The organism is Nesterenkonia sp. LB17 (assembly GCF_022565915.1).
Taxonomy (GTDB): domain Bacteria; phylum Actinomycetota; class Actinomycetes; order Actinomycetales; family Micrococcaceae; genus Nesterenkonia.
This window is the reverse complement of record NZ_JAJOYX010000004.1, coordinates 163,256-186,543: the sequence shown is the minus strand read 5'-3', so window position 1 is coordinate 186,543 and position 23,288 is coordinate 163,256. Positions and strand designations below refer to the sequence as shown.

Sequence of the window (23,288 nt, the reverse complement as noted above, 5' to 3'; positions counted from 1 at the left end):
CGCTGCTCAGTCCCGTGCGTGCCGGCGGAGGTATTCGCGGATCCGGGCGGCGGCGTCGTCGGTGATGTGATGCTCCTCGTCGCGGTAGACGTTCAGCGTGGTCACCCCGACCAGTCCCTCGAACGCCGCGGCGGTGTCCTTCACCCGGTGCAGCGGCACCCAGGGATCCTCATCGGCGCAGAAGAGCTCCACCGCGAGCCCGCTCAGCCCAGGTGCTGCCGCCCGGGTGAAGCTGCGCGGCCGGGGGCCCAGATATCCGCCGGTGTGCAGCAGGGCGCCGTCCACCGCCGGCTGGACCGTGAGGAGGTGCTCGGCCAGCAGGCAGGCGCCCTGGGAGAAGCCGAAGACGATCACCGGGGCGCCGCCTGCGCCGCGTGCCTGGAGGAGTTCGGCGAGCTGAGCCTCCAGCACCCCCAGTGCCTGGTCCAGCTGCGGCTGATTGGACTCGCGGGGTTCCATGAACCTCCCCGGGTACCAGGAGTGCTCAGCCGCCGTCGGCAGCCACCAGCAGATGCCCTCCAGTGACAGGCGCGCGGCGAGGTCGATGAAGAGCTGCGGGCTCTGGGTGCGGCCGTGGACCCCGTACACCACCAGCCGTGCGGCCTCGGCGGCGACGCCGTGGTGCACGAGGTTCATCTGGTCATGGGTGGCCACGGCGGATCAGTCGTCCACGCGCAGCGGCTCGAGCTGGGACATGATGTGCTCGCGCTCGTGCTCGAACTGCGCGGGCAGCATGAACTTCCGGCCCAGCTCCTCGGGGGACTCGTCGCAGTCCCAGCCGCCGTCGGCGTGGGTGACCGCGAGCTCGAACAGCGCCCCACCGGGTGTGCGCACGTAGTGGGACTTGAAGTAGGTGCGGTCCTTCAGCTCGGAGATGTCGGTGTAGCCGGCGCCCTCGATCTCGAACTTCGAGGCCTCCTGGTTCTCCAGGGTGTCGAAGTTCCAGGCGAAGTGGTGATAAGTTCCTGCCGCGAAGCGCCAGGTGCCCTGATCATCGGTGCGATTGCCGCGCAGCTCCACCCAGTTGCCGAACTCATCGGAGCCGACCTTGAACCGGGCGACGTCGCCGGCTTCGGCGATCTCCCCGCCGAGGAAGAACACGTCCTTGGCGAAGTCCACCATCCGGTCCTGGTCATAGACGTGGATGCCCATGCCGTGGATCCCGTGCACCGCGTGCTCCGGCGGCACCCCGTGGCCGGGGTGGCCCACGCGGGAGTCGCCGTGGACGCCCACGAGCACGTATTCGAGCCCACAGGGGTGGTTGAACGCCAGGCGCCGCTCGCCGAAGAGCTCCGACTGCTGGTGTTCGATCTGCATGGAGCTCAGTCGCTGCGCCCAGAAGTCCATCGAGCCGGCGGGCACCGCGAGCATCACCTCGCGGGCCTGGTTGGTGCCGCGGGTGCCGAAGCGGCCCTGCTGCGCCCAGGGGAAGGTGGTGACCACGGCGGAGGGGTCGCCGTCGGCGTTGGAGTAATAGAGGTGGTAGATCGGGATGGAGCCGTCGTAGAGCACCGTCTTCTTGATGAAGCGCATGCCTAAGACCTTGGTGTGGAAGTCCACATCCTCCTGCGCCCTGCCGACGGAGAGCGTCACGTGGTGGGAGCCGAGCAGATACGTCATGATGATGCCCTTCCATGGAGGTGACCGCTGCGATCTGGGACTGAGTTGATCTGGGAATGGAGTGATCTGGCGTCGTCGTCGCGCTGGGAGGGCCCGGCCAGCGTGGCGGGATCATCGCCGGCCCACGCGGCGCGGATCAGCCGGACGGCGTCGTCTGGAGTCATCGCGCGCGGGTTGCTCGCCGGGACGACGCCGAGGATCAGCTCCGCAGCACGTCCAAGGTCCGCTTCCTTCAGTCCGTGTTCGCGCAGCGCACGCGGGGCGTCGACCCTGCTGCGCAGCCGTTCCAGTCCGGCGGTCGGGTCCGCGACACCGAGCGCCGCCGCGATGCGCTCCCCAGCCTCAGGTGCTGACGGCAGGTTGAACGCGAGCACGTAGGGCAGCATCACGGCGTGGGTCTGGGCGTGGGGCAGGCCGAAGGATCCCCCCAGCACGTGGCAGATCTTGTGGTGCAGGCCTGAGCCCGCTGAGGCGAAGGCCGTGGCGGCGAGATACGCGCCGTACTGGAGCTGCTGGCTCCCCTCGGGGCTGTGGATCGACCCCTCGGCGAGCTGCGCCATCCCCCGATTCAGGGCGCGGATGGCTTCTGCGGACCAGAGGCTGTTCAACGGATCCGCGCGGGGGGCCCAGAAGGAGTCGATGCAATGGGCCAGCGCATTCATCCCGGAGGCGCTGGCCAGCTCGGCCGGAAGATCACGGACCAGCTCGACGTCGTAGACCACGCTTCGGGGCAGGACCACGTCGTCGGTGCCGGTGGCCTTGACCCCGGCCTCGGTGACGCCCCAGATATTGGTCGCCTCCGAGCCGGCGTAGGTGGTGGGCACCGCGATGATCGGGGCGCGGGTCTTCAGGGCGACCGCCTTGCCGAGCCCGATGGCGGAGCCGCCGCCGACGCAGAGGATCACATCGGCCTGGGCCTGTGTCGCGGCGTCGCAGGCCCGCTCCACGTCCTCCACCGGGACGTGCTGACGGGCGCCGTCGAGCCGGTGGGCGATACGCAGCGTGGCATGGAGCGCGTCGGCGGCGACCTCGGCGCTGCCCGAGGCGATGAGCAGAATCTGCTGGGCGCCCATCCGCTTCGTCTCGCTGCGCACATCGGCGGCCAGGTTCCCGGCGCCGAAGTGCACCCGCTGACCCAGCGTATGGTGGCTGAAGCTCATGGTCATGTGGTCTCTTCTCCCGCGGCGGCGTCAGGACTGCAGACGCTGTGAGGGCGCCGCAAACTTCGGACAGCTGTCCGAGGGCCATTATGTGGCGGGAACCACATCGACTGTCAAGGGTTTGCCGGTTCGAGGCAGTGGTGTTGATTGCCTTCAGTCCTGGTCAGCGCCGATCACCCTGACCGTTTCCTGCACCGTTCAGCCCGCTCGACGGAACGCGGTCTCGATCTGCTCCAGCGTGCGCTCCTTGGTCTCGGGGACCTTCTTCCAGGTGAAGATGAAGGCGGTGAAGCAGATGACGGCGAACCCGGCGAAGATCCAGCCCACCCCGAAGGCGGCGAGCGCCGTGGGGAACAGCAGCGAGACCAGGCCGTTGGCCAGCCAGTGCGCGGTGGTCACCACGCCCATCGCGGCCGCGCGCACGCCCAGCGGGAAGATCTCCCCGAGCACCACCCAGACCAGGGCGCCCCAGCTGACCTGGAACATGAAGATGAACACCGCCAGGCAGGACAGGGTGGCGATGCCCAGCGCGCCGAGTCCGTCGGGAGCCGGCATGACCAGGTTCACCACGGCGAGCACCGCGAGCGCCAGCGAGGTGCCCAGCGCGCCGACCAGCAGCATCGGGCGGCGCCCCCAGCGGTCGGTGTAGGTGATCGCGACCCAGACCGCGGCGATGTTGAGCGCACCGATGATCAGGTTGGAGCCGATCGCTCCCTCATCGGAGAAGCCGACGTTCTGCAGCGTGGTGGGCGCGTAGTAGAGCACCGCGTTGATGCCCATGACCTGCTGATAGACCCCCAGCCCGAACCCCACCCCGAGGATCGAGAGCACCCAGGGGCGGCGCAGCGCGCGCAGGCCTGAGACGCCGTCGCGCTTCTCCGCCTCATGGACCTCGTGGATCTCACCGAGTTCCCGGCGGGCCTCCTCGGGAGTGCGGTCGCGCAGCAGCATCGTTTCGGCCTCGGCCTCCCGGCCGCGGTGGACCAGCCAGCGCGGGGTCTCGCGCACCACGGTCAGCCCCAGCGCGAAGAGCACCGAGGGGATCACCGAGAGTCCCAGCATCCAGCGCCAGGACTCCACCGGGGCGAAGGCCACTCCGACGACGAACCCGAGGAACTGACCGATCACGATCGCCAGCACATAGGAGGCGGTGACTCGTCCGCGGATCCGCGCCGGAGCGATCTCGGAGAGATACACCGGGAGTACGACGGCGGCCAGACCGGTGCCCAGCCCGACCACGAGCCGGGCGGCGAACAGCACCTCAGCGTTGGGTGCGAAGGCCATGCCCAGCGGGGCGATCAGGAACAGCGCAGCGGTGACCAGCAGCACGGCTCGTCTGCCGTAGCGGTCGGAGAGCTGACCGCCGAGGCAGGCGCCGATGGCGGCGCCGACCATCAGGCCGGTGACGATCCCGCCTTCAGCCCAGCTGCTGAGCTCGAAGTCCCGGCGCAGGTATACCAGCGCCGCGGAGATCACTCCGGTGTCATAGCCCCAGTTCAGTCCGCCGAGGGCGCCGAAGAGATAGATCAGGGTGGAGCCTCGGCGTCGCTGCGTGGCCGTGGGTGCTGCTGTGCTCATGCTGTTCCGTTCTGCTGCTGTGCTCCAGGTCCCAGGCGCTGACCTGCGCATGGAACGCAAGTCAGACTAGTCTGCGAAGCCACCGGTGGCAGAATGTCGAGCATGCGCATCACCGAGGGGACCCTGGATCATCCGGCTGTGCGGGAGCTCATCGCCGAGCACCTGCGCGATATGCATGCCACCTCCCCGCCGGAGAGCATCCATGCGCTGGACCTCGATGCCCTGACCGGGCCCGGGATGACGTTCTGGAGCGCGTGGTTCGACCCCGAGGAGGTGCTTGCCGGGTGCGCCGCGCTCAAGGAGCTGGATCCCGCGCACGGGGAGATCAAGACGATGCGCACCTGCGCCGCGGCGCGCGGGCGGGGCGTGGCCGACACGATGGTGGAGCATCTGGTGAGCGTGGCGAGTGCTCGCGGCTACGCCAGGCTGAGCCTGGAGACCGGCGTGGAGGACTATTTCGCCGCCGCGCGCAGGCTCTACCGGCGGCACGGGTTCACCGAGTGCCCGCCGTTTGGCAGCTACGTGCCGGATCCGAACAGCGTGTTCATGACCCGGATGCTGGGCTGATCAGCACGGTTCTGGGTCACCGCGGTTCTGAGTCAGTGCGGTTCTGAGTCAGCGCAGCTCTGCGGCGATGGTCTCCTTGAGGATCTCGCTGGTCCCGCCGAAGATCGTGAGCAGCCGCACCGCGAGGTAGGCCTGCGCCACCGGGTAGTCCAGGATGTAGCCGTAGCCGCCGTGGAGCTGCAGGCACGCATCCACCGCTGTCTTGGCCTGCTCGCTGGCCCAGAGCTTCGCCTTCGACGCGTTGATCAGGTCCAGCTCTCCGGCATTGAAGTCCGCCACGGCCGCGGCGACATAGCGCTGGGTGGCTTCGAGTCCCACCTGCAGCTCGGCGAGCTGGAACCGGGTGTGCTGGTATTCGCTCACCGGCTGGCCGAAGGTCTGCCGCTCTGCGACGTAGCCGCGGGTCTGGCGCAGCACCTCGGCGGTGATCACCGCGGCTGAGGTGGCGATGCCGAGCCGGCCCTGGGGCAGGATCGCCTTGGCGTGCTGCAGCCCCCGGCCCGCTTCACCGATCAGGTTCGCCGCGGGGATCTGCACCCCGGCGAAGAACAGCTCGGCGGTGTCGGAGGCCTTGAGCCCCATCTTCTCGAGCTGGCGTCCGGGCTGGTATCCGGGGTTGTCCTGCTTCTCGACCAGGAACAGGCTGAAGGAGCTCTCGGTCCCGCGCTGGCGGACATCGGAGCCGTCGGTGCGGGCCAGCACCAGGGCGCCGTCGCCGGAGATCCCGTTGCCGATGAAGGTCTTCTGCCCGTCGAGGGTCCAGCCGCCGTCGTCGTTCTTGACTGCCTTGGTGCGCACCGCGCGCAGGTCTGATCCGGCGCCGGGCTCGGTGAACGCCACCGAGGAGACGAAGGATCCGTCCATGAAGCGGGGCAGCCAGGCCGCCTGCTGATCGGCGGAGCCGAACTTCAGCAGCGCCGGGAGCACCCAGTCGTCGTGGAGGTGGAGGGCCAGCGAAACCGCGAGCGCGTCGGCGCGGGCCAGCTCCTCATCGAGGATCATCCGGAACCGGTAGTCGCCGAGCCCCATGCCCCCGTGCTCCTCGTCCACAGCGAGCCCCAGCAGCCCGTTCTCCGCGGCGGCGAGCCACAGCGAGCGGTCGATCATGTGCGCGGACTCCCAGCCCTGGTGATGCGGGGTGACCTCGCGGGCGACGAATTCGCGCACCACCTCGCGGAACTCCTCGTGGATCTCCTCGTAGAAACCTGCAAACATCGTGGGCGGGTCACCTTTCGGGCGGTGCGGGGAGCCTGCGCTGAGACTCAGGCGAGCTGGCGAGGCGGTGCGGTGCGGCGAGGCTCAGGCGACTTTGCCGATGGACTCGAAGCGGGTGAGGATGCGCTGGACCTGGATGATCACCGGCATGTCGATCATCTCACCGCGGAAGCTGAACGCGCCGGCGAGCTCCGGGTCCGCCCGATGTCCGGCGCCGGGCGCCAGTCCGGCGGCGTTCTCGAAGGCGGCGATGACGCCTTTGGCCCATTCCAGGTCGCTGGCGGTGGGCGTATAGGCCTTGCGGATCGGGGCGATCTGCTTGGGGTGGATGCAGGCCTTGCCGATGAACCCGGAGGCGCAGGCGTCCTCGGTCTCCACGGCCAGGCGCTGCAGGTCAGGGACCCGGGTGAAGACGGCGTCGATGATCGGCACCCCCACGGCGCCGGCGGTGAGCAGCAGCCGGTTGCGGGTGAAGCGGATGATCTCGCGCTGCGAGCCGTCGTTGTTGCGCGAGGTGGTCCCGCCGATGCCGGCGATCAGGTCCTCGGTCCCCCAGAGCAGCGCCACGGTGGCCGGGTGCTGGGCCAGGGCCAGGTCGTTGAGCACCCCCACCGGGGTCTCGATCTGCGGGATCAGCCCGACGCCGGGCAGCGCTGCGGCGACCTGGTCGAGGACCTCGGTCCGTTCGGCCTTGGCGATGACCACATGGCTGATCTCGGTGCCGGAGATCGCGCGCAGGTCCTCCTCCAGCTCACCCGAGGCCGGCGCGTTGACCCGCACCAGGGTCCGCCGCGGGTCGAGAGACTGGTCTCCCCAGTTCAGCGCCTGCACCATGTTGTTCCGGGCGATGTCCTTCTCCCCGGAGATCACGGCATCCTCGAGATCGATGATCACGGCGTCAGCAGACCCGGCGGCCTTCACGAAGAACTCGGGGCGACTGGCCGGGCAGAACATCAGGGCGGGGCCCAGCGCGAAGCGAGCCTTGGTGGGGTGAGGCATGTTTCTTCTCCGAGCGTGATCGGCGTGGTGAGCGTGGGCGTGCCGGGACTCCCGTGAGGCCGGCTCTGCTGCGGTGCGGCCGCGCGGGGTCATCCCCTGCGCCGGCGCAGCTCCTCGATCATCTGCGGGATGACATCATGCAGGTCCCCCACCACGCCGAAGTCGGCGATCTCGAAGACCGGGGCGTCCTCATCCTTGTTGATCGCCACGATGGTGCCCGCGGTCTGCATGCCGGCGCGCTGCTGGATCGCCCCGGAGATGCCTGCGGAGATGTAGAGCTGCGGGGAGACGGTGACCCCGGTCTGGCCCACCTGGGCGGCGTGTTCGATCCAGCCGGCGTCGGTGGCTGCGCGAGAGGCGCCCAGTCCCGCGCCGAGCTCGTCCGCGAGCTCCTCCAACGCGGTGAAGTCACCTTCGACGCCGCGGCCGCCGGCGACGACCACGCGCGCCTCGGCCAGGGCGGGGCGTGCGGAGACGCTCAGAGCGGTGCGTTCGAGGATCTCGACGCCGCCGACGGAGGGCCGCACCGGCAGCACCGTGCCGTCGGGCTGATCCCCGGCGTGCAGGAGCGCGTCGACGCGCTGCGGGTCGAGGTTGTTCGGCTTGAAGGTCGCGACCAGCGGCCGGCCCGGGGCGGGGATGAGCTGCGACATCGTGGTGTAGGAGCCGGCCAGCTCTGACTTCGTGGCGACCAGCTCGCCGTTGAGCGCCCCGACGCCGCAGATGATCCCGGTGTCCAGCCGGACGGCGAGTCGGGCCAGGGCGTCGGTGATGTCTGCGGTGGAGGAGCCCAGGATGACCTCGGCGCCGCATTCGGCGACGGCGGTCTCGAGCAGGTCCACCACGGCGACCTCGGGGGCGGGCAGGCTGCTCTCGGCGAAGTAGACCTCGCCGATGTCGCTGATCGCCAGCGCCGGGGTGGGATCCCCCTGGTAGGCGCCGACGGCCACATGGACATCGCCCAGCGACTGCGCCTGGGCGATCAGCTCGCGCTGTGCCGGGCTCAGCGCGTCGCCGAGCTCATCGAAGAAGACCAGGACATTGCTCACAACAGACGCTCCTTCGCCAGGAATTCGACGACCTTCAGGCCGGCGTCCCCTTCATCGATGATGATCTCTCCCGCTGTGCGCGGCGGGCGCGCCGTGGTGGTCAGCACGCGGACCTTCGCGGTGACCTCCTCGGGGCGCAGCCCGATGTCGGCGAGGTTCCATCGGGTCAGCGGCTTCTTCTTCGCCGCCATGATGGCCTTGAAGTTGGGGTAGCGCGGGTCGTTGGCCTGATCGGTGACCGAGACGACGGCGGGCATCCGCACCGCGACCTTCTGCGACTCGGTGCCGCCGGAGCGGGTGACGAGCAGCCGGTCCGGCGCCAGCTCCAGGCTGGTGGCGTAGGTGACCACGTGGGCGCCAAGACGTTCAGCCAGCTGGGCGGGGATCGCGCCGGACTCACCCTCCTCGGAGGCCATGCCGGTGAGCACCAGGTACTCGGGCTCGCCGGAGTCGAACTCGCCGGCTCCCGCGACGGCCTCAACGGCGGCCTTCAGCGCCACGGAGCTGGCCCAGATGTCTGCCCCGATCAGGGCCTCGTCGGTGAGCTGGTAGGCGTCGTCGGCGCCGATCTGCAGGGCCTTCTTCACGGCGGTGCTGGATCCGGCGGGGCCCATGGTCAGCGCGGTGACCCGGACCTCACGGTCCTGGGCGGCCTCGCGCAGCTGCAGCGCGGCCTCCAGCGGGTATTCATCCAGTTCGCTGAGCACGCCCTCGGAGCGGTCGATGCGCCCCTCGGCGTCGTACCGGCGCTCCAGCTGGGCATCGGGGACCCATTTGACCAGGGTGATGATGTGCAGGGGTGCATTCACCATGCGGTGCTCCCGCCTCACTCTCGAAATGTGTGGAGTATCAGACCTTGTCCATGGTCGCATGAAACGCGGTTCCTGGCAGGGTCGTGAAGCCCTGCGACACCGGCCTAGAACCCCGCCCGCCCCACCATCCTGGGTGGTTGAGTTCTCCGGTGGATACGTTCCCGCCAGAAAACTCAACCAGCCGGGAGGGATTGGGGTCCACGGGCGGGTGGATATCGGCTTGTTTGACTATATGATCACTCTGTTCAGGAGCAGATCCTGGTGCCGCCCCGTTCCGCGCAGTGGACGCCTCACACTGGAGACGAATGCCATGGGGACCTCCCAGCATTGGCGGACCATCACCACGGTCCTGACCACCACCGTATTGGCCGCCACTCTGATCGGCGCCTCCGCGCCGCCCCCAGCGACGACGACGCAGCTCACCCACTCCGTGCTCAGCGCCTCCGCGCCGGCAGCGGTCCAGGTGACCGGGGCCCCGGCGTCGTCGATGATCTCAGCCGCGTTCTCAGCCGCGCCCGCCGTCGCGCCCGCCGTCGCGCCCACCACGAGCCGCCCAGCGGCGAAGACCCTGCGGGCTCCCACTCCTGCGATCTCCGGTGCGGCCGCCGTGGGCAAGAAGCTCATCACGAGGCCGGGCGCCTGGACCAGCGGGACCTCGCTGAGCTACCGCTGGCATGCCGAGGGCAGGGCGATCAGCGGCGCGACGCGAAGCACCTTCACCCCGAGCGCCGCGCAGCAGGGAAAACGGATCACCGTGCAGGTGACCGGAAAGCTCTCCGGATACGCCACGGCGTCGAAGACCTCGGCGGCCACGTTGAAGGTGGCGCGATCCTCCGCCCCTCGGGTGACCGGCTCGGCCGTCACCGGGAAGACCGTCTCGGCCAGCGTCGGGACCTGGACGCCCTCGACGTCGTTCTCCTACCAGTGGCGCGCCGACGGCACCTCGATCAAGGGGGCGACCAGCCGAACCTATACGGTCGCCAACGCCCACCAGGGCAAGAAGCTCTCGGTGCGGGTGACCGGCAAGAAGTCCGGGCACACCACGCTGACCCGTACCTCGGCGTCGACCGCGGCGGTGAAGAAGGCGACCAGCGTGCAGATCACGTCCTCGACCTTCCACTGCCCGAAGGGCTACCCGGTCAAGGGCAACGCGGACTCCGGGATCTACCACGTGCCCAGCGGGGCCTACTACACCCGGACCAAGCCCGAGGAGTGCTTCGCAACCGAAGCCGCCGCCCGGTCCGCCGGGTACCGCAAGTCCAAGCGCTGAGCCCCACTCCTCCCGGGCGGTTGAGTAATCCGGTCACAACATAACCACCGGAGAACTCAACCACCCGGGAAGGGTGGGCAGCATCAGCGGGCGCGGGGGACCAGGCGTTCGAGCTGGGTCACGTGCTTGGGCTGGAGCTCCGCGAGGTTCGGCACCTCCAGCAGCTTCATGGTGCGCTCGACCTGATCAGCCAGGATCTCGATCGTCCGATCCACCCCGGCCCGACCACCGGCCATCAGTCCGTAGAGATACGCCCGCCCGATCAGGGTGAACTTCGCGCCCAAAGCGATCGAGGCCACGATGTCCGCGCCGTTCATGATCCCGGTATCGATGGTCACCTCGAGATCCTCCCCGACCTCACGCACCACCTCGGGCAACAGGTGGAACGGCACCGGGGCTCGGTCCAGCTGCCGGCCGCCGTGGTTCGAGAGCACGATCCCATCCGCCCCGAGGCCCGCGAGCTTCTTCGCGTCTTCGACGTTCTGGACCCCCTTGACCACCAGCTTGCCCGGGAACAGGTCCCGGATGATCTTCAGGTCATCGAAGCTGATCGAGGGGTCCATCGCCTTGTCCAGCATCTCCCCCACCGTGCCCCCGGTGGAGGTCAGCGAGGCGAACTCCAGCGGCGGGGTGGTCAGGAAGTCATACCACCACCAGGGCCGCGGGATCGCGTTGAGAACGGTGCCCAGGCTCAGCTGCGGCGGGATCGAGAACCCGTTGCGCTTGTCCCGGAGCCGGGCCCCGGCCACCGGGGTGTCCACGGTGAAGAACAGCGTGTCGAACCCGGCCTTGCCAGCGCGTTCGGTGAGGTCATAGGAGATCTCGCGGTCCTTCATCACATAGAGCTGGAACCAGTTGCGTCCGTGCGGGTTCGCCTCCTTGACCGCCTCGATGGACGTGGTGCCCAGCGTGGAGAGGGTGAACGGGATCCCCGCCGCCCCGGCCGCGGTGGCCCCGGCGATCTCGCCCTCGGTCTGCATCAGCCGGGTGAACCCGGTCGGGGCGATCCCGAAGGGCAGCGCGGAGGTCCCGCCGAAGATCTCACAGGAGGTGTCGACCTGCGAGACATCGCGCAGGATCGAAGGGTTGAACTCGATGTCCTGGAACGCCTCCCGCGCCCGGGTCAGCGAGAACTCGCCTTCGGCGGCGCCGTCGGTGTAGTCGAATGCGGCCTTCGGGGTGCGCCGCTTGGCGATCTTGTGCAGATCCTCGATGGTCAGCGCTGCGGCGAGCCGTCGGCGGGAGGCGTTGAAGTCGAACTTCTTGAACTTCATCAGCGGCGCGATGTCGCGCGGCTTGGGCAGTTGACGCTGAACCATTGAATGCTCCTAGGCCGGTCTCAGGACTGTGGGCGGTACGTGATGACGCGCATCTGATGTCGTACTTGGCTCTCACGATGCCACCGAACCGGCCAGAAGCCCACCACCTGGTCATCTACAGGTGACCCCCCTCAGTACGACACCCGCTCATCGAGGATCCAGCGGGACCGCACTCGGGCGATCCGCCCGGGAGGCGATGCTCACCGGTGCTTCGGTCTCGGCGGCGGTGAACACCCCGGCCATCACTTCGAGCACATGCAGACCCAGGGCGCGGCCGAGCGTGGGACCGCGATCGAGCCTTCGGTGCTGTGGACCTCGATCGGGGCGGCCGGCAGGCCGCGAGCTGGGCTGGTGAACTTCGGTCGACTCGGTCAACCGGGCTCCTCGGCGGCGACTGCATGTGATCCCTCCGTCTTCAGGCGCGCTCTGCGTCACCGCGCAACGAATGCCATTTGAACCTCCGGGGGCCCGGCTCGGCCCGGGTGCTTCGACCCGGAGGTTCCGCGCGGGTGCTCAGTCAAGGTCGCTCAGGCGAGGGTGCTCAGTCGAGGTCGCTCAGGGCTGAGCTGTCACCGATGTTCTGCGTCGAGATCACACTGAGCGTGCCGTTGGTCTCGAGCACGACGGCGGCGATGCTGCTCAGGTCTCCCGAGCCGCTGCTGCGAATGGCCTGGTGCACCTCCGAGGCCGAGAGCCGGTTCCGGCGCAGCTGTTCCTGCTGCATCTGCCCCTCGTGGAACACCACGGCGGGACGGGCCGTGATGAGCGTCCGGAACTTCGGGGCTCGGGCAGAGATCCAGGCAAGGACGAACTGCAGACTCGCGAGCAGAACCAGCGCCAGCGCACCTTCGGACCAGGAGACGTCGCTGCTGAGCAGGATGGTCGCCAGCACGGAGCCGAGAGCCACCGTGACGATGAAGTCGAAGGCATTGAGCTGGCTCAGCGTCCGCTTCCCCGACAGGCGGATCACCAGGATCAGCACCGCGTAGGCGGCCATGCCGATCAGCAGCACCCGGCCCAGGTCTGACCACGTATCGAACCACATGTGCGTCTCACTCTCCGGCGTCGGCGACGCCCTGGTTGGCTGGTGCCCTGCGGTCGGTGATGTCCTAGCTGCGCGGCTCCGAGCCGAAGAGCAGCTCGTTCAGGAACGCATTGCGGAACGTGCCCTGCGGGTCGAGCCTCTCAGCCAGGCGCGTGAAGTCCCCGACCCGCGGGTAGAAGCTGGCGATGTCGGTGGTGGCGAAGCGTTTGCCCCAGTGCGGCCGGGCTCCGAGCGGCAGCAGCTGCTCCTCCAGGCGTGGCAGCAGCGCGGCCACCTCCGCTTCACGCTGGAGCCAGGTGAAGTGGAACCCGACGGTCTCCCGGCCTGAGGCGCCGCTCATCCACTGCTCATCGGCTGTCATCGTGCGGATCTCGCTGATCAGCAGCAGCGGCTCGATCTCCGCGGCGAGGGCGCGCATCCTGCGCAGCCCCTCCACGGCGTGCTCGCGTGGAAGCAGGTACTCGCTCTGCAGCTCATCGCCGTTGCTGGGGGTGAAGTCCAGCCGGAAGTGCGGGAGGCGCTGGTCCCAGCTGCCCCACCGCCCACCCTGCTCGGTGGCGAACTCCGGGGGGCCTCCGGCCAGCCCGATGTCCTCGCGCCGGGCGGCGACGCCGAGCACCTCCGCCGGAGGCTCTTCGGTGGACTTCATCCAGACCAGTCCGAAGTCCTCCCCGGCCCAGCGGGTGAACAGGCTCACGCTGTAGGCCGCCTTGGTCAGCTCCTCGAAGTTCTCCAGCACGCCCTCCCAGCTGACCCCGTCATAGATGTCCTGGCGCACCTCAAAGCTGGGGACGACGTCGAGGGTCAGCGTGGTGACCACGCCCAGGGCACCGAGGCTGACCACCGCGCCGTCGAAGTCTGCGTCGCCGCGGCTGAAGGTGTGCACGCTGCCGTCGGCGAGGACCAGGTCCAGGCTGCGCACCGAGGAGGCCAGCGGGGGGTTGCGGTCACCGGAACCGTGCGTGCCGGTGGCCACCGAACCTGCCACGGTGATGTGCGGCAGCGAGGCCATGTTCGGCAGTGCCCATCCCTCGGCCTGCAGCGCGGCGGCGAGGTCTCCGTAGCGGGTGGCCGCGTCGAAGGTGACGGTGCGCGCCTGCGCGTCCAGGGTGAAGATCCGCGGCATGGCAGTGAGCTCGATCAGGGTGCCGGTGGTGTCTGCCACGGAGCTGAAGCTGTGCCGGCTGCCCAAGGCCTTGACCTGTGCGGACTCAGCGACCAGAGGGGCAAGCTCCTCCAGGGAGCGTGGACGTTCCAACCGGGCCGCGGAGTACGTCAGGTTCCCGGCCCAGTTGACCTGGGGTTCCTGCGCGGAGCTGCGCAGATGGCTGACTGCGGGGCGGCCTGCCACGCTGACCTCGGCGGTGATCACTCGGCCGTCGTGGTCGGCGGGTTTTTCCAGGCCTTCGGTGGCGGAGGTGACCATCACCCGGTACGGCGGTGCCGCGCTGAGCGCGATGCTGGTGGGCTGCCGCACCGGGACCGGGATCCGTTCGAGCAGCTCCCCCTCCGCGGAGTAGCGGTGCAGGGCGGAGGCGCCCCAGACGGCGGACCAGAGGCAGTCCTCGGCGTCGACGGTCATCCCGTCGGGGCCGCCCTCGCTGATGTGGATGAAGTCCTCGCCGGCGTCGAGCTCACCGGTGGAGATGTCCACCCGGTAGCGGCGGATCCACCCGGTGGGGGTGTCGGAGAGGTACATGGTCTTGCCGTCGGCGCTGAAGGCCGGTCCGTTGGGGATGGCCAGGTCCTCGAGCACGATGTGGATGGACCCATCGGGGTCCAGGCGCAGCAGGAAGCCCTGCCCGGCCTCGCCGTCATAGGCCATGGCGCCGGCCCAGAAGCGGCCGTGCGGGTCGGCGACGGCGTCGTTCATCCGCAGCGGCACCGAGGACCGGTCCGCGGCAGGTTCACCCAGCGTTTCGACGACCTCCAGCTCACCGGTGGCTGAGCGGTCCAGCAGGGCCAGGCCCTTGCCGAGCGCGGCGACCCAGCGGCCGTCGGGGGCGCAGCTGTGCTGACGCACCGGGGCCACCGCGCCGAGCGGCTCCTGGACACGCCCCTGCAGGGTCAGTCCGGCGCCGGGTTCGGCCGAGGTGGAGTACAGGCAGCCGTCCATGATGTCGACAAGCACGAAGGGGTGCTGGGCGGTGCCCGGCTGCTCCTGCTGCGGGACCGGGCTGATGCCGGTCTCCAGGAAGCGCGCACCCTCGCCGAGGAAGAGTCGCCGCTCGTCCACCGGGGCCCAACCGCTGACTACTACCGATGTGTGCCGTGCGGAATCGATGTTCATTCCCTCATACTTCCAGAAGCAGGCGGCGTCACAGTGAGGAACCTCGCCCAGTCGCCGTCGAGTGTGGGGGGGGGGGGGGGGGCCGCCAGCACCGCCGGGGAACCGGCCCTCGTCCCCCCCCCCCCTGCCGCGCCGTTGGGTGCGCGGGGGCCCCCCCCCCCCCGCCCCGCCCCCCCCCCCCCCCCCCCCCCCACACTCGATGGCCTCACCGGGTCTACCTCCGAGCGGCGTCAGTTGCTCACAGATGACCGCTTCTTGCTCCAGACATCGAAGGCCACGGCCAGCACCAGCACCACGCCGCGGACGACGTTCTGGGTGGACTGGTCGATCCCCAGGATCTGCATGCCGTTGGACATCACGGCCATGATCAGGCCGCCGATGATGGCGCCCTGGACCTTGCCGACGCCGCCGGTGACCGCCGCGCCGCCGATGAACGCCGCAGCGATCGCGTCGAGCTCGAACATGTTGCCAGCCGCCGGCTGCGCCGAGTTGGACCGCGCCGAGTAGACGATGCCGGCGATGGCCGCCAGCACGCCCATGTTGACGAAGAGCATGAAGTTCACCCGCTTGGTCTTCACGCCGGAGAGCTTGGCGGCCTCGAGGTTGCCGCCCATGGCGTAGATGTGGCGCCCGAAGACGGTGCGCTGGGTGACGAATCCGTAGATCAGCACCAGTGCGGCGAGCAGGATCAGCACGATCGGCATGCCGCGCGCATTGGCCAGCTGCCAGCCGAAGGCCATGATCACAGCAGTCACCAGGAGCACCTTCACGGCGAAGAGCCACAGCGCCTCCACAGGCTGCTTGTACTCGAGCTTGCGCATCCGCACCCGCCACTGCTGGACACCGAAGCCGACTGCTGCCAGCGCGAAGATCAGCAGGGTGAACACGTCATAGCCGGGACCACCGAGCAGGCCGTTGAGGAAGCCGCCGGAGATCTGCCGGTACTCGTTGGGGAACGGGGAGAGCGAGACGTTGTCCAGCACCTGCATGGCGAGCCCGCGGAAGATCAGCATGCCGGCCAGGGTCACGATGAACGCCGGGATCCCCACGATCGCCACCCAGAAGCCCTGCCAGATGCCCACCAGGACACCGGTGATGAGTGCGGCGATGATGCCGACCCACCAGGGCATTCCCTCACGGATCACGACGACGGCGGCCACCGCCCCGGTGAGCGCCACCACCGAACCTACGGAGAGGTCGATGTGACCGGCGACGATGATCATCACCATGCCGATCGCCAGGATCAGGATGTACGAGTACTGCAGCACAAGGTTCGTGATGTTCCCAGGGCTCAGCAGCGTGCCACCGGTGAGCACCGTGAAGAGCAGGACGATGAACACGAAGGCGATGTAGATGCCGCTCTGACGCAGATTCCGCGTCATGAGCTCGATGAGATTAGATGTACCGGTCATGCCTCAGTCCCTCTCCATAGTCATGAGCTCCATGAGGCGCTCCTGGGTGGCGTCTTCCACGGGAAGCTGCCCGGTGATGCGGCCTGCGGACAGCGTGTAGACGCGGTCACACATGCCCAGCACCTCGGGCAGCTCTGAGGAGATGACGATGATCGCCTTCCCCGAGGCAGCCAGTTTGTTGATGATCGAATAGATCTCGTACTTCGCGCCGACGTCGATGCCTCGGGTCGGCTCGTCCAGGATCAGCAGCTCGGGCTCGGTGTAGAGCCACTTGCTCAGCACCACCTTCTGCTGGTTGCCTCCGGAGAGCTTGCCGATGACCGACATGACCGTCGGTGCCTTGATGTTCATCGAGGTGCGGTAGCGCTCGGCGACCGCGATCTCCTCGTTGTCGTTGATCCACCCTCGCGGGGCGACCCGCTTCAGCGCCGCCGCGGTGATATTGCGGCGAATGTCATCGATCAGGTTGAGCCCGTAGCGCTTGCGATCCTCGCTGACGTAGGCGATGCCCGCCTTGATCGCGTCCGCGACGCTGTCCACCTTGACCGGCTTCTTGTGCATATAGACGGTGCCGCTGATGTCGCGCCCGTAGGACTTCCCGAAGACGCTCATCGCCAGCTCGGTGCGGCCGGCGCCCATGAGGCCGGCGATGCCGACGACCTCCCCGGCGCGGACGTTCAGCGAGGCACCGTCGACGACCTTGCGTTCCCGCTGCGTCGGGTGGCTGACGTGCCAGTCCTCCACTCGAAAGACCTCCTCGCCCAGCGTCACATCGCGCCCCGGGTACATGTTCTCCATGTCCCGGCCGACCATGCCGCGGATGATCCGGCGAGTGAGATCCTCACCGTTGCGAGTGGCTTCGGCCATGTCGATGGTCTCCACGGTGCTGCCATCACGGATCACGGTGGTGGAGTCGGCCACCGCCGCGATCTCGCCGAGCTTGTGCGAGATGATGATGCAGGTGACACCTTCCTCCCGCAGATCTCGGATGAGACCGAGCAGGTGGGCGGAGTCATCGTCGTTCAATGCCGCCGTGGGCTCGTCGAGGATCAGCAGCTTGACGTTCTTGCTCAGTGCCTTGGCGATCTCCACCAGCTGCTGCTTGCCCACGCCGAGGTGGCCCACAGGGGTGACCGGGTTCTCACGCAGACCGACCTTGTCCAGCAGGGCCGCAGCCTCCAGATTGACCTCGTGCCAGTTGATGATTCCTGCGCGGCTCTTCTCGTTGCCCAGGAAGATGTTCTCCGCCACGGAGAGATGCGGCACCAGCGCGAGCTCCTGGTGGATGATGACGATGCCGAGAGCCTCGGACTCGTTGAGCGAGGAGAAGCTCACCTGTTTGGACTCGAAGTGGATCTCGCCCTCGTAGGTCCCCGCCGGGTGGACCCCGGAGAGCACCTTCATCAGGGTGGACTTTCCTGCGCCGTTCTCGCCACAGACCGCGTGGATCTCCCCCCGACGCACCTGAAGGTTCACGTCGTCCAGCGCCACCACCCCTGGGAACGTCTTGGTGATGGAGCGCATCTCGAGGATGTTCTCGTTCATGGGCCCTCCTTAGGACCTCTGCAGAAGGTCGGGCCCGGGGCTTCCACCCCGGACCCGACCGGTGAGACTGCTGAGCGGTGCTCAGCTCAGTGGTAGATCGGGCTCAGCGCCACATCAGGGTCACTGCTGGCCGGACTCGACCTGCTCCTCGGTGTAGTACTCGGAGTCCACGAGGATCTCCTCGTAGTTCTCCTGCAGGATCATCTCCACCGGCAGCAGGTAGGAGGGGATGACGGCGGAGCCGTTGTCGTAGCTCTCGGTGTCATTGGCCTCGGGCTCTTCCCCGTTGAGGAAGGTGTCCGCCGCGTTGACGGCCTGCTCGGCGAGCAGGCGGGTGTCCTTGAAGATGGTGGAGTGCTGCACGCCTTCGGCGATCAGCGAGACCGTGGCGATCTCGGCGTCCTGACCGGTCACGATCGGCAGACCGTCTTCGATGGTGTCTCCCAGCCCGTCGCTGCGCAGGGCGTTGATGATGCCGCGGGAGAGCGGATCCGCCGGGGAGAGCACGCCGTGCAGCTCCTCCTCACCGCGGTAGGTGCTCGTGAGCAGGTTCTCCATGCGCTCCTGGGCGGTCTCCTGCTCCCAGCGCTGGGTGGCCGCCTGGTCGATCGTGGTCTGACCCGAGGGAACAGCGATGGTCTCATCCTCGATATAGGGCTCGAGCACGTCCATCGCGCCGTCCCAGAAGAACCGCGCGTTGTTGTCATCGAGGGAGCCGGCGAAGAGCTCAACGTTCAGCGTCTCCTCCGGGGCGTCCTCGGCGGGCTCGAAGTCCTCATCCAGGATTCCGAGGCCGTAGAGCAGCGCATTGGCCTGCTCCTGGCCCACGGCGAAGTTGTCGAAGGTGACGTAGAAGTCGACGTTCTCGCTGTTGGTGAGCAGTCGGTCGTAGGAGATCACCGGGATCCCCGCGGCATCGGCGGCGTCGAGCTGGCTGGTCAGCGCCGAGCCGTCGATGGAGGCGATGATCAGCGCGTCCATGTCCTGGGTGATCATCTGGTCGATCTGCTGCTGCTGGGTGGGGATGTCGTCGTCGGCGTACTGCAGGTCCGCGTTGTAGCCGAGCTCTTCCAGGCCGTCCTCCACGGCCGCGCCGTCGTTGAGCCAGCGCTCATAGGTCTGCGTCGGCATCGACACGCCGACTGTCATGTCCTCGGGTGCGGCGTCTCCGCCGCCGGTGTCGTCTCCGCCTTCACTGCCAGCGCCGCCTCCCGCACATGCGGTGAGACCCAAAACCAGGGCGGCCGAGACGCCCAGCATCTTCATTGATCGGTTCTGCATGATTTTTTCCTCCTGGGTTTCGTGCCTGCCCCTGCGGTAGACACGTGGTGCGAATGAGTGGGTCATGTGCGCGCGGGGCTAGAGTCCCTGCGCAAGTCGGTGGTAGGCGGCATTGAAGCGCAGCTCTTTGGCGAACCCGCGGGCGGTGGTGGCCGCATCGATGATCGCCAGCTCCATCCCAGCGATCTCGGCCAGATCCTCGAAGGCCTGGACTCCGGCGCCGGTGGAGAGCACCGTGTGGTGCGCAGCCCCGGCGGTGAGCCAGCAGGTCGCAGAGGTCGCGAAATCTGGACGCGGCTCCCACACCGCACGGGCCACCGGAAGATTCGGCAGCGGCTCGTCCGGGGGAACCAGGTCCACCAGGTTCGCGGTGAGCCGGAAGCGTTCGCGCAGATCAGACATGGCGACGACGACGCCCTCGCCTGGATCGGTGTCGAAGACCATCCGCACCGGGTCCTCTCGGCCCCCGATGCCCAGCGGGTGGATCTCGATCCGCGGGGTCGACGTGGTCAGCGAGGGGCAGATCTCGAGCATGTGCGCACCGAGGATCTTCTCCTTCCCCGGGGTCATCTCGTAGGTGTAGTCCTCCATCAGCGAGGCGCCCCCGGGCAGACCGTGCCCCATGACCTTCGCCGCGCGGACCAGCAGGGCGGTCTTCCAGTCCCCCTCCGCGCCGAAGCCGTAGCCGGCCGACATCAGCCGCTGCACGGCCAGCCCGGGAAGCTGGCGCAGCCCGCCGAGGTCTTCGAAGTTGGTGGTGAACGCGGAGAACCCGCCCTCTTGGAGGAAGGAGCGCATCCCGGCCTCCTGGCGGGCCGCGTAGGCCAGCGACTCCCGACGCTCACCGCCGGCCTGGAGTTCAGCGGCGACGTCGTAGTGGGCGTCATACTCGGCCAGCAGCGCCTGCACCTCTTCTTCGGACACGGCCTCGACGCGTGTCACCAGGTCGTTGACCGCCCAGGTGTTGATCGAGGTGCCCAGCCGGATCTCGGCCTCGGTCTTGTCCCCCTCGGTGACCGCGACGTTGCGCATGTTGTCCCCGAACCGGCACACCCGCATGTTCTGAAGCGCGTTCCACCCGGCGGCGGCGCGCGCCCAGGTGCCCACCTCGGTCTGGACCCGGGGGTCGGTGCTGTGTCCGACCACGGTCTTCCGACGCACCCCGGTGCGGGTCGCGATGTAGCCGAACTCGCGGTCCCCGTGGGCGGCCTGGTTCAGGTTCATGAAGTCCATGTCGATCTGCCCCCAGGGCAGCGCCATGTTCGCCTGGGTATGGAAGTGCAGCAGCGGCTTGGCCAGCGCCTCGAGCCCGGCGATCCACATCTTCGCCGGGGAGAAGGTGTGCATCCACACGATCACCCCGAGGCAGTTCTCATCGGCGTTGGCCGCCAACGCGGCGGTGCGGATCGCGTCGCGCTCGGTGAGCACCGGCTTCCACACGATCTCCACCGGGATCTGGTCCGCGCCGTCGAGGGCGGCGGTGACCTGCTGGGACTGCTCGGCGACCTGATCCAGGGTCTCGGGCCCGTAGAGGCCCTGGGAGCCGGTGAGGAACCAGATGGACCTGCCCTCGAAAGGCGAGGAAGCCGGGGTGTGGAAGCTCATGCGTGGTCCTTCTGTCCATAGACGTTCTGATACCGCGCGTAGAGCGCGTCGATCTGGTGCTGGGCGATCCGCTGCGGCTCCCCGTAGGCGCGGGCGAGGTGCACGGTGCGCGCGACCTCTTCACAGAGCACCGCCGCCTTCACCGCTTCCTTGGCATCACCGCCGATGGTGAAGGGACCGTGGCGGTCCATCAGCACCGCCTTCGACCGGGAGGCCTGGAGGGTCTCCACGATGCCGCGGCCGATGGAGTCGTCCCCGATCAGTGCGAAGGGCCCGACGGGGACGTCTCCGCCGAACTCATCGGCCATCATGGTCAGCACGCACGGGATCGCTTCGCCCCGGGCGGCCCAGGAGGTCGCATAGGGGGAATGGGTGTGGACCACCCCGCCGATGTGGGGCATGTGCCGGTACACATAGGCGTGGGCGGCGGTGTCGGAGGAGGGGCTGAGCCCGATGGAGGTGTCGTCGTCGACCTTGACCCCGTCCAGAGTGCAGACCACCATGTTCCCCGGGCTCAGCTCGTCATAGCTGACCCCGGAGGGTTTGATCACGAAGAGTCCCGAGGTCTCACCTGAGACGTGCTCCGAGGCGTGGGCGGCGAGCTCTTCGGCCTCTTCAGAGAGGTCCACCCGTGCCGAGACGTTGCCCGCGGTCCAGGCCACCAGGTCATTGCGGGGCAGCTCGGCATGCAGGCCGGCCACGGTCTCCCGGGCTGAAGCGATGGCCTCCCTGGCCGAGGCCGAGAAGGCGTTCAGATGCAGGGCGTTCATGCGCTGACCTCCTGGTGGTGTGCCCGGCGCCGGATGGCCTTGAGCCGGCGCATCACGTCGTTGCCGCCGCGGCCGAAGTGGTCGTGCAGCGCGCGGTATTCGGCGTAGAGCTCGTCATATGCGGCGGCCGCCTCCGGCTGCGGGGTGTAGGCGTTCTTTCGGCGGCCGCCCATGACGGCGCCGGCGGCGGAGGCGTCCGGGTAGGCGCCCGCGGCGACCGCGGCGTGGATGGCCGAGCCCAGCGCGGGCCCCTGGGTGGAGACGATGGTCGAGATCGGAAGCCCGGTGATGTCGGCGTAGAGCTGCATCAGGAAGGAGTTGCGCAGCAGTCCCCCGGCGACGACGAGCTCGGTCACCGGGACGCCGGAAGCGTTGAATGCCTCGATGATGGTGCGGGTGCCGAAGGCGGTGGACTCCAGCAGGGCGCGGTAGCCGTCCTCAGGCTTGGTGGCCAGGGTCTGGCCGAGCACCAGCCCGGAGAGCTCGTGATCCACCAGCACCGAGCGGTTGCCCGAATGCCAGTCCAGGGCGACCAGTCCATGGGCGCCGACCGGCTGGGCCGCAGCCTTCTCGGTGAGCAGCTCGTGGACGCTCAAGCCGCGGGTCTCGGCCTCGGCGCTGACACTTCCCGGCACCTGGTTCTCCACGTACCAGGCGAAGATGTCGCCGACGCCGGACTGTCCTGCCTCATAGCCCCAGAGCCCGTCGGTGATGCCGCCGTGGACGGCGCCGCACATGCCCGGCACCTCGGCCAGGTGGTCTCCGTTCATCACGTGACAGGTGGAGGTGCCCATGATCGCGACCATCTGCCCGGGCGCCACAGCGTCGGCGGCCGGAGCAGTGACGTGGGCGTCCACATTCCCGACGGCGACGGCGATGCCCTCGGGCAGCCCGGTCCACTCCGCCGCGGTGGCGCTCAGCCCACCGGCACGCTCGCCGAGCTGGCCGATGCGGTGGTCGAGCTTCTCTGCCACGAAGCCGGAGAACTCCGGGTTCAGGGCGGCGAGGAAGCCGGCGTCCGGGTAGGTCCCGTCCTGGTAGATGCCCTTGTAGCCGGCGGTGCAGGCATTGCGCACGTATTCCCCGGTCAGCTGCCAGACGATCCAGTCGGCGGCTTCCACCCAGTGGTCCATCGCTGCGTAGATCTCGGGGTCCTCCTCGAGGACCTGCAGACCCTTGGCGAACTCCCATTCGGAGGAGATGAATCCGCCGTAGCGTCGGATCCAGGATTCCCCGCGAGAATGGGCCAGCTCATTGATCCGGTCGGCCTGGGCCTGGGCGGCGTGGTGCTTCCAGAGCTTCACGTAGGCGTGGGGCCGGTCGGCGTACTCGGGCAGCTCGCTCAGCGGGGTGCCCTCGGTCGTGGTGGGCACCATGGTGCAGGCGGTGAAGTCGGTGGCGATGCCGATGACCTTCTCGGCCGCGACCCCGGCCTGGCGCAGCGCCTCAGGCACCGCGGTCTTCAGCACGTCGACGTAGTCACCGGGCACCTGCAGCGCCCATTCCGGGGGCAGCGGCTCCCCGCGGTGCGCGGTGAGTCGGCTGTCCATGACCGCGTGGCCGTAGTCATGAACGGCGGAGCCGAGCTCTGCGCCGTCGCTGACCCGGACCACCAGGGCCCGTCCCGAGAGCGTGCCGTAGTCGACACCGATGACGACCGCGTCCGCAGCAGACATGGAACACCGTTCTTCCTTGCACTGGATCTGGCTCCGGGCCGGGCATGGCCGCGAGCTGCACGTGAACATGACCTG

General features: G+C 68.4%; 20 protein-coding genes. 2 read left to right on the top strand and 18 right to left on the bottom strand.

Features of this window, described 5'->3' with window-relative positions; all coding sequences use genetic code 11:
• Positions 1-6 precede the first annotated feature (6 nt).
• From LTH96_RS10820 to LTH96_RS10805, 4 genes are all read right to left on the bottom strand, one after another.
• On the bottom strand, positions 7-654 hold the full coding sequence (locus tag LTH96_RS10820; protein ID WP_241465739.1) for a PE-PPE domain-containing protein: 648 nt from the start codon (positions 652-654) through the stop codon (positions 7-9).
• Positions 655-660: 6 nt separating this feature from the next.
• Complete coding sequence (locus tag LTH96_RS10815) at positions 661-1,620, bottom strand: VOC family protein (RefSeq protein ID WP_241465738.1); 960 nt, start codon at positions 1,618-1,620, stop codon at positions 661-663.
• The gene (locus LTH96_RS10810; protein WP_241465736.1) at positions 1,617-2,786 is read right to left on the bottom strand and encodes a maleylacetate reductase; all 1,170 of its coding nucleotides are present in this window, start codon (positions 2,784-2,786) and stop codon (positions 1,617-1,619) included. The genes LTH96_RS10815 and LTH96_RS10810 overlap by 4 nt, the downstream gene beginning before the upstream one ends.
• Before the next feature lie 192 nt (positions 2,787-2,978).
• Positions 2,979-4,358, bottom strand: a complete 1,380-nt coding sequence (locus LTH96_RS10805) for a sugar porter family MFS transporter (RefSeq protein ID WP_241465735.1) — start codon at positions 4,356-4,358, stop codon at positions 2,979-2,981.
• 102 nt (positions 4,359-4,460) lie between these two features.
• On the opposite strand from LTH96_RS10805, the gene LTH96_RS10800 reads away from it, so the two are divergent.
• Complete coding sequence (locus tag LTH96_RS10800) at positions 4,461-4,925, top strand: GNAT family N-acetyltransferase (protein WP_241465734.1); 465 nt, start codon at positions 4,461-4,463, stop codon at positions 4,923-4,925.
• 48 nt (positions 4,926-4,973) lie between these two features.
• On the opposite strand, the gene LTH96_RS10795 is transcribed toward LTH96_RS10800, so the two are convergent.
• The 4 genes from LTH96_RS10795 to LTH96_RS10780 all read right to left on the bottom strand — a co-directional run bounded on the left by LTH96_RS10795 (position 4,974) and on the right by LTH96_RS10780 (position 9,000).
• Complete coding sequence (locus tag LTH96_RS10795; protein ID WP_241465733.1) at positions 4,974-6,140, bottom strand: acyl-CoA dehydrogenase family protein; 1,167 nt, start codon at positions 6,138-6,140, stop codon at positions 4,974-4,976.
• An 84-nt stretch (positions 6,141-6,224) separates the two neighbouring features.
• Positions 6,225-7,139, bottom strand: coding sequence for a CoA ester lyase (locus LTH96_RS10790; protein ID WP_241465731.1), 915 nt, complete (start codon positions 7,137-7,139; stop codon positions 6,225-6,227).
• Positions 7,140-7,228: 89 nt separating this feature from the next.
• Entirely contained in the window at positions 7,229-8,188 is a 960-nt protein-coding gene (locus tag LTH96_RS10785; RefSeq protein WP_241465730.1) for an electron transfer flavoprotein subunit alpha/FixB family protein, read from the bottom strand.
• On the bottom strand, positions 8,185-9,000 hold the full coding sequence (locus LTH96_RS10780; protein ID WP_241465728.1) for an electron transfer flavoprotein subunit beta/FixA family protein: 816 nt from the start codon (positions 8,998-9,000) through the stop codon (positions 8,185-8,187). Before LTH96_RS10780 ends, LTH96_RS10785 begins: the two co-directional genes overlap by 4 nt.
• 310 nt (positions 9,001-9,310) lie before the next feature.
• Here LTH96_RS10780 and LTH96_RS10775 point away from each other — a divergent pair, with 310 nt between their 5' ends.
• Positions 9,311-10,270: a hypothetical protein gene (locus tag LTH96_RS10775; protein WP_241465727.1), complete on the top strand. Its 960-nt coding sequence runs from the start codon at positions 9,311-9,313 to the stop codon at positions 10,268-10,270.
• A gap of 83 nt (positions 10,271-10,353) precedes the next feature.
• On the opposite strand, the gene LTH96_RS10770 is transcribed toward LTH96_RS10775, so the two are convergent.
• From LTH96_RS10770 to araB, 10 genes are all read right to left on the bottom strand, one after another.
• The gene (locus tag LTH96_RS10770) at positions 10,354-11,589 is read right to left on the bottom strand and encodes an alpha-hydroxy acid oxidase (RefSeq protein ID WP_241465726.1); all 1,236 of its coding nucleotides are present in this window, start codon (positions 11,587-11,589) and stop codon (positions 10,354-10,356) included.
• 147 nt (positions 11,590-11,736) lie between these two features.
• Entirely contained in the window at positions 11,737-11,964 is a 228-nt protein-coding gene (locus LTH96_RS10765; RefSeq protein WP_241465725.1) for a hypothetical protein, read from the bottom strand.
• Positions 11,965-12,130: 166 nt separating this feature from the next.
• Entirely contained in the window at positions 12,131-12,634 is a 504-nt protein-coding gene (locus LTH96_RS10760; protein ID WP_241465724.1) for a DUF421 domain-containing protein, read from the bottom strand.
• A 64-nt stretch (positions 12,635-12,698) separates the two neighbouring features.
• Positions 12,699-14,924 carry an SMP-30/gluconolactonase/LRE family protein gene (locus LTH96_RS13340; protein WP_370644435.1) on the bottom strand — a complete coding sequence of 742 codons (2,226 nt, stop codon included), beginning with the start codon at positions 14,922-14,924 and terminating at the stop codon, positions 12,699-12,701.
• Between the two features lie 230 nt (positions 14,925-15,154).
• Entirely contained in the window at positions 15,155-16,336 is a 1,182-nt protein-coding gene (gene mmsB, locus LTH96_RS10745; protein ID WP_241465723.1) for a multiple monosaccharide ABC transporter permease, read from the bottom strand.
• Between the two features lie 3 nt (positions 16,337-16,339).
• Entirely contained in the window at positions 16,340-17,881 is a 1,542-nt protein-coding gene (gene mmsA / locus LTH96_RS10740; RefSeq protein WP_241465722.1) for a multiple monosaccharide ABC transporter ATP-binding protein, read from the bottom strand.
• A 120-nt stretch (positions 17,882-18,001) separates the two neighbouring features.
• The gene (gene chvE / locus LTH96_RS10735; RefSeq protein WP_241465721.1) at positions 18,002-19,162 is read right to left on the bottom strand and encodes a multiple monosaccharide ABC transporter substrate-binding protein; all 1,161 of its coding nucleotides are present in this window, start codon (positions 19,160-19,162) and stop codon (positions 18,002-18,004) included.
• A 78-nt stretch (positions 19,163-19,240) separates the two neighbouring features.
• Positions 19,241-20,767 (bottom strand): L-arabinose isomerase, encoded by a 1,527-nt coding sequence (gene araA, locus LTH96_RS10730; RefSeq protein ID WP_241465720.1) that lies wholly within the window; start codon positions 20,765-20,767, stop codon positions 19,241-19,243.
• On the bottom strand, positions 20,764-21,537 hold the full coding sequence (locus tag LTH96_RS10725; protein ID WP_241465719.1) for an L-ribulose-5-phosphate 4-epimerase: 774 nt from the start codon (positions 21,535-21,537) through the stop codon (positions 20,764-20,766). The genes araA and LTH96_RS10725 overlap by 4 nt, the downstream gene beginning before the upstream one ends.
• Positions 21,534-23,213 carry a ribulokinase gene (gene araB / locus LTH96_RS10720; RefSeq protein ID WP_241465718.1) on the bottom strand — a complete coding sequence of 560 codons (1,680 nt, stop codon included), beginning with the start codon at positions 23,211-23,213 and terminating at the stop codon, positions 21,534-21,536. Before araB ends, LTH96_RS10725 begins: the two co-directional genes overlap by 4 nt.
• Between the last annotated feature and the right edge of the window lie 75 nt (positions 23,214-23,288).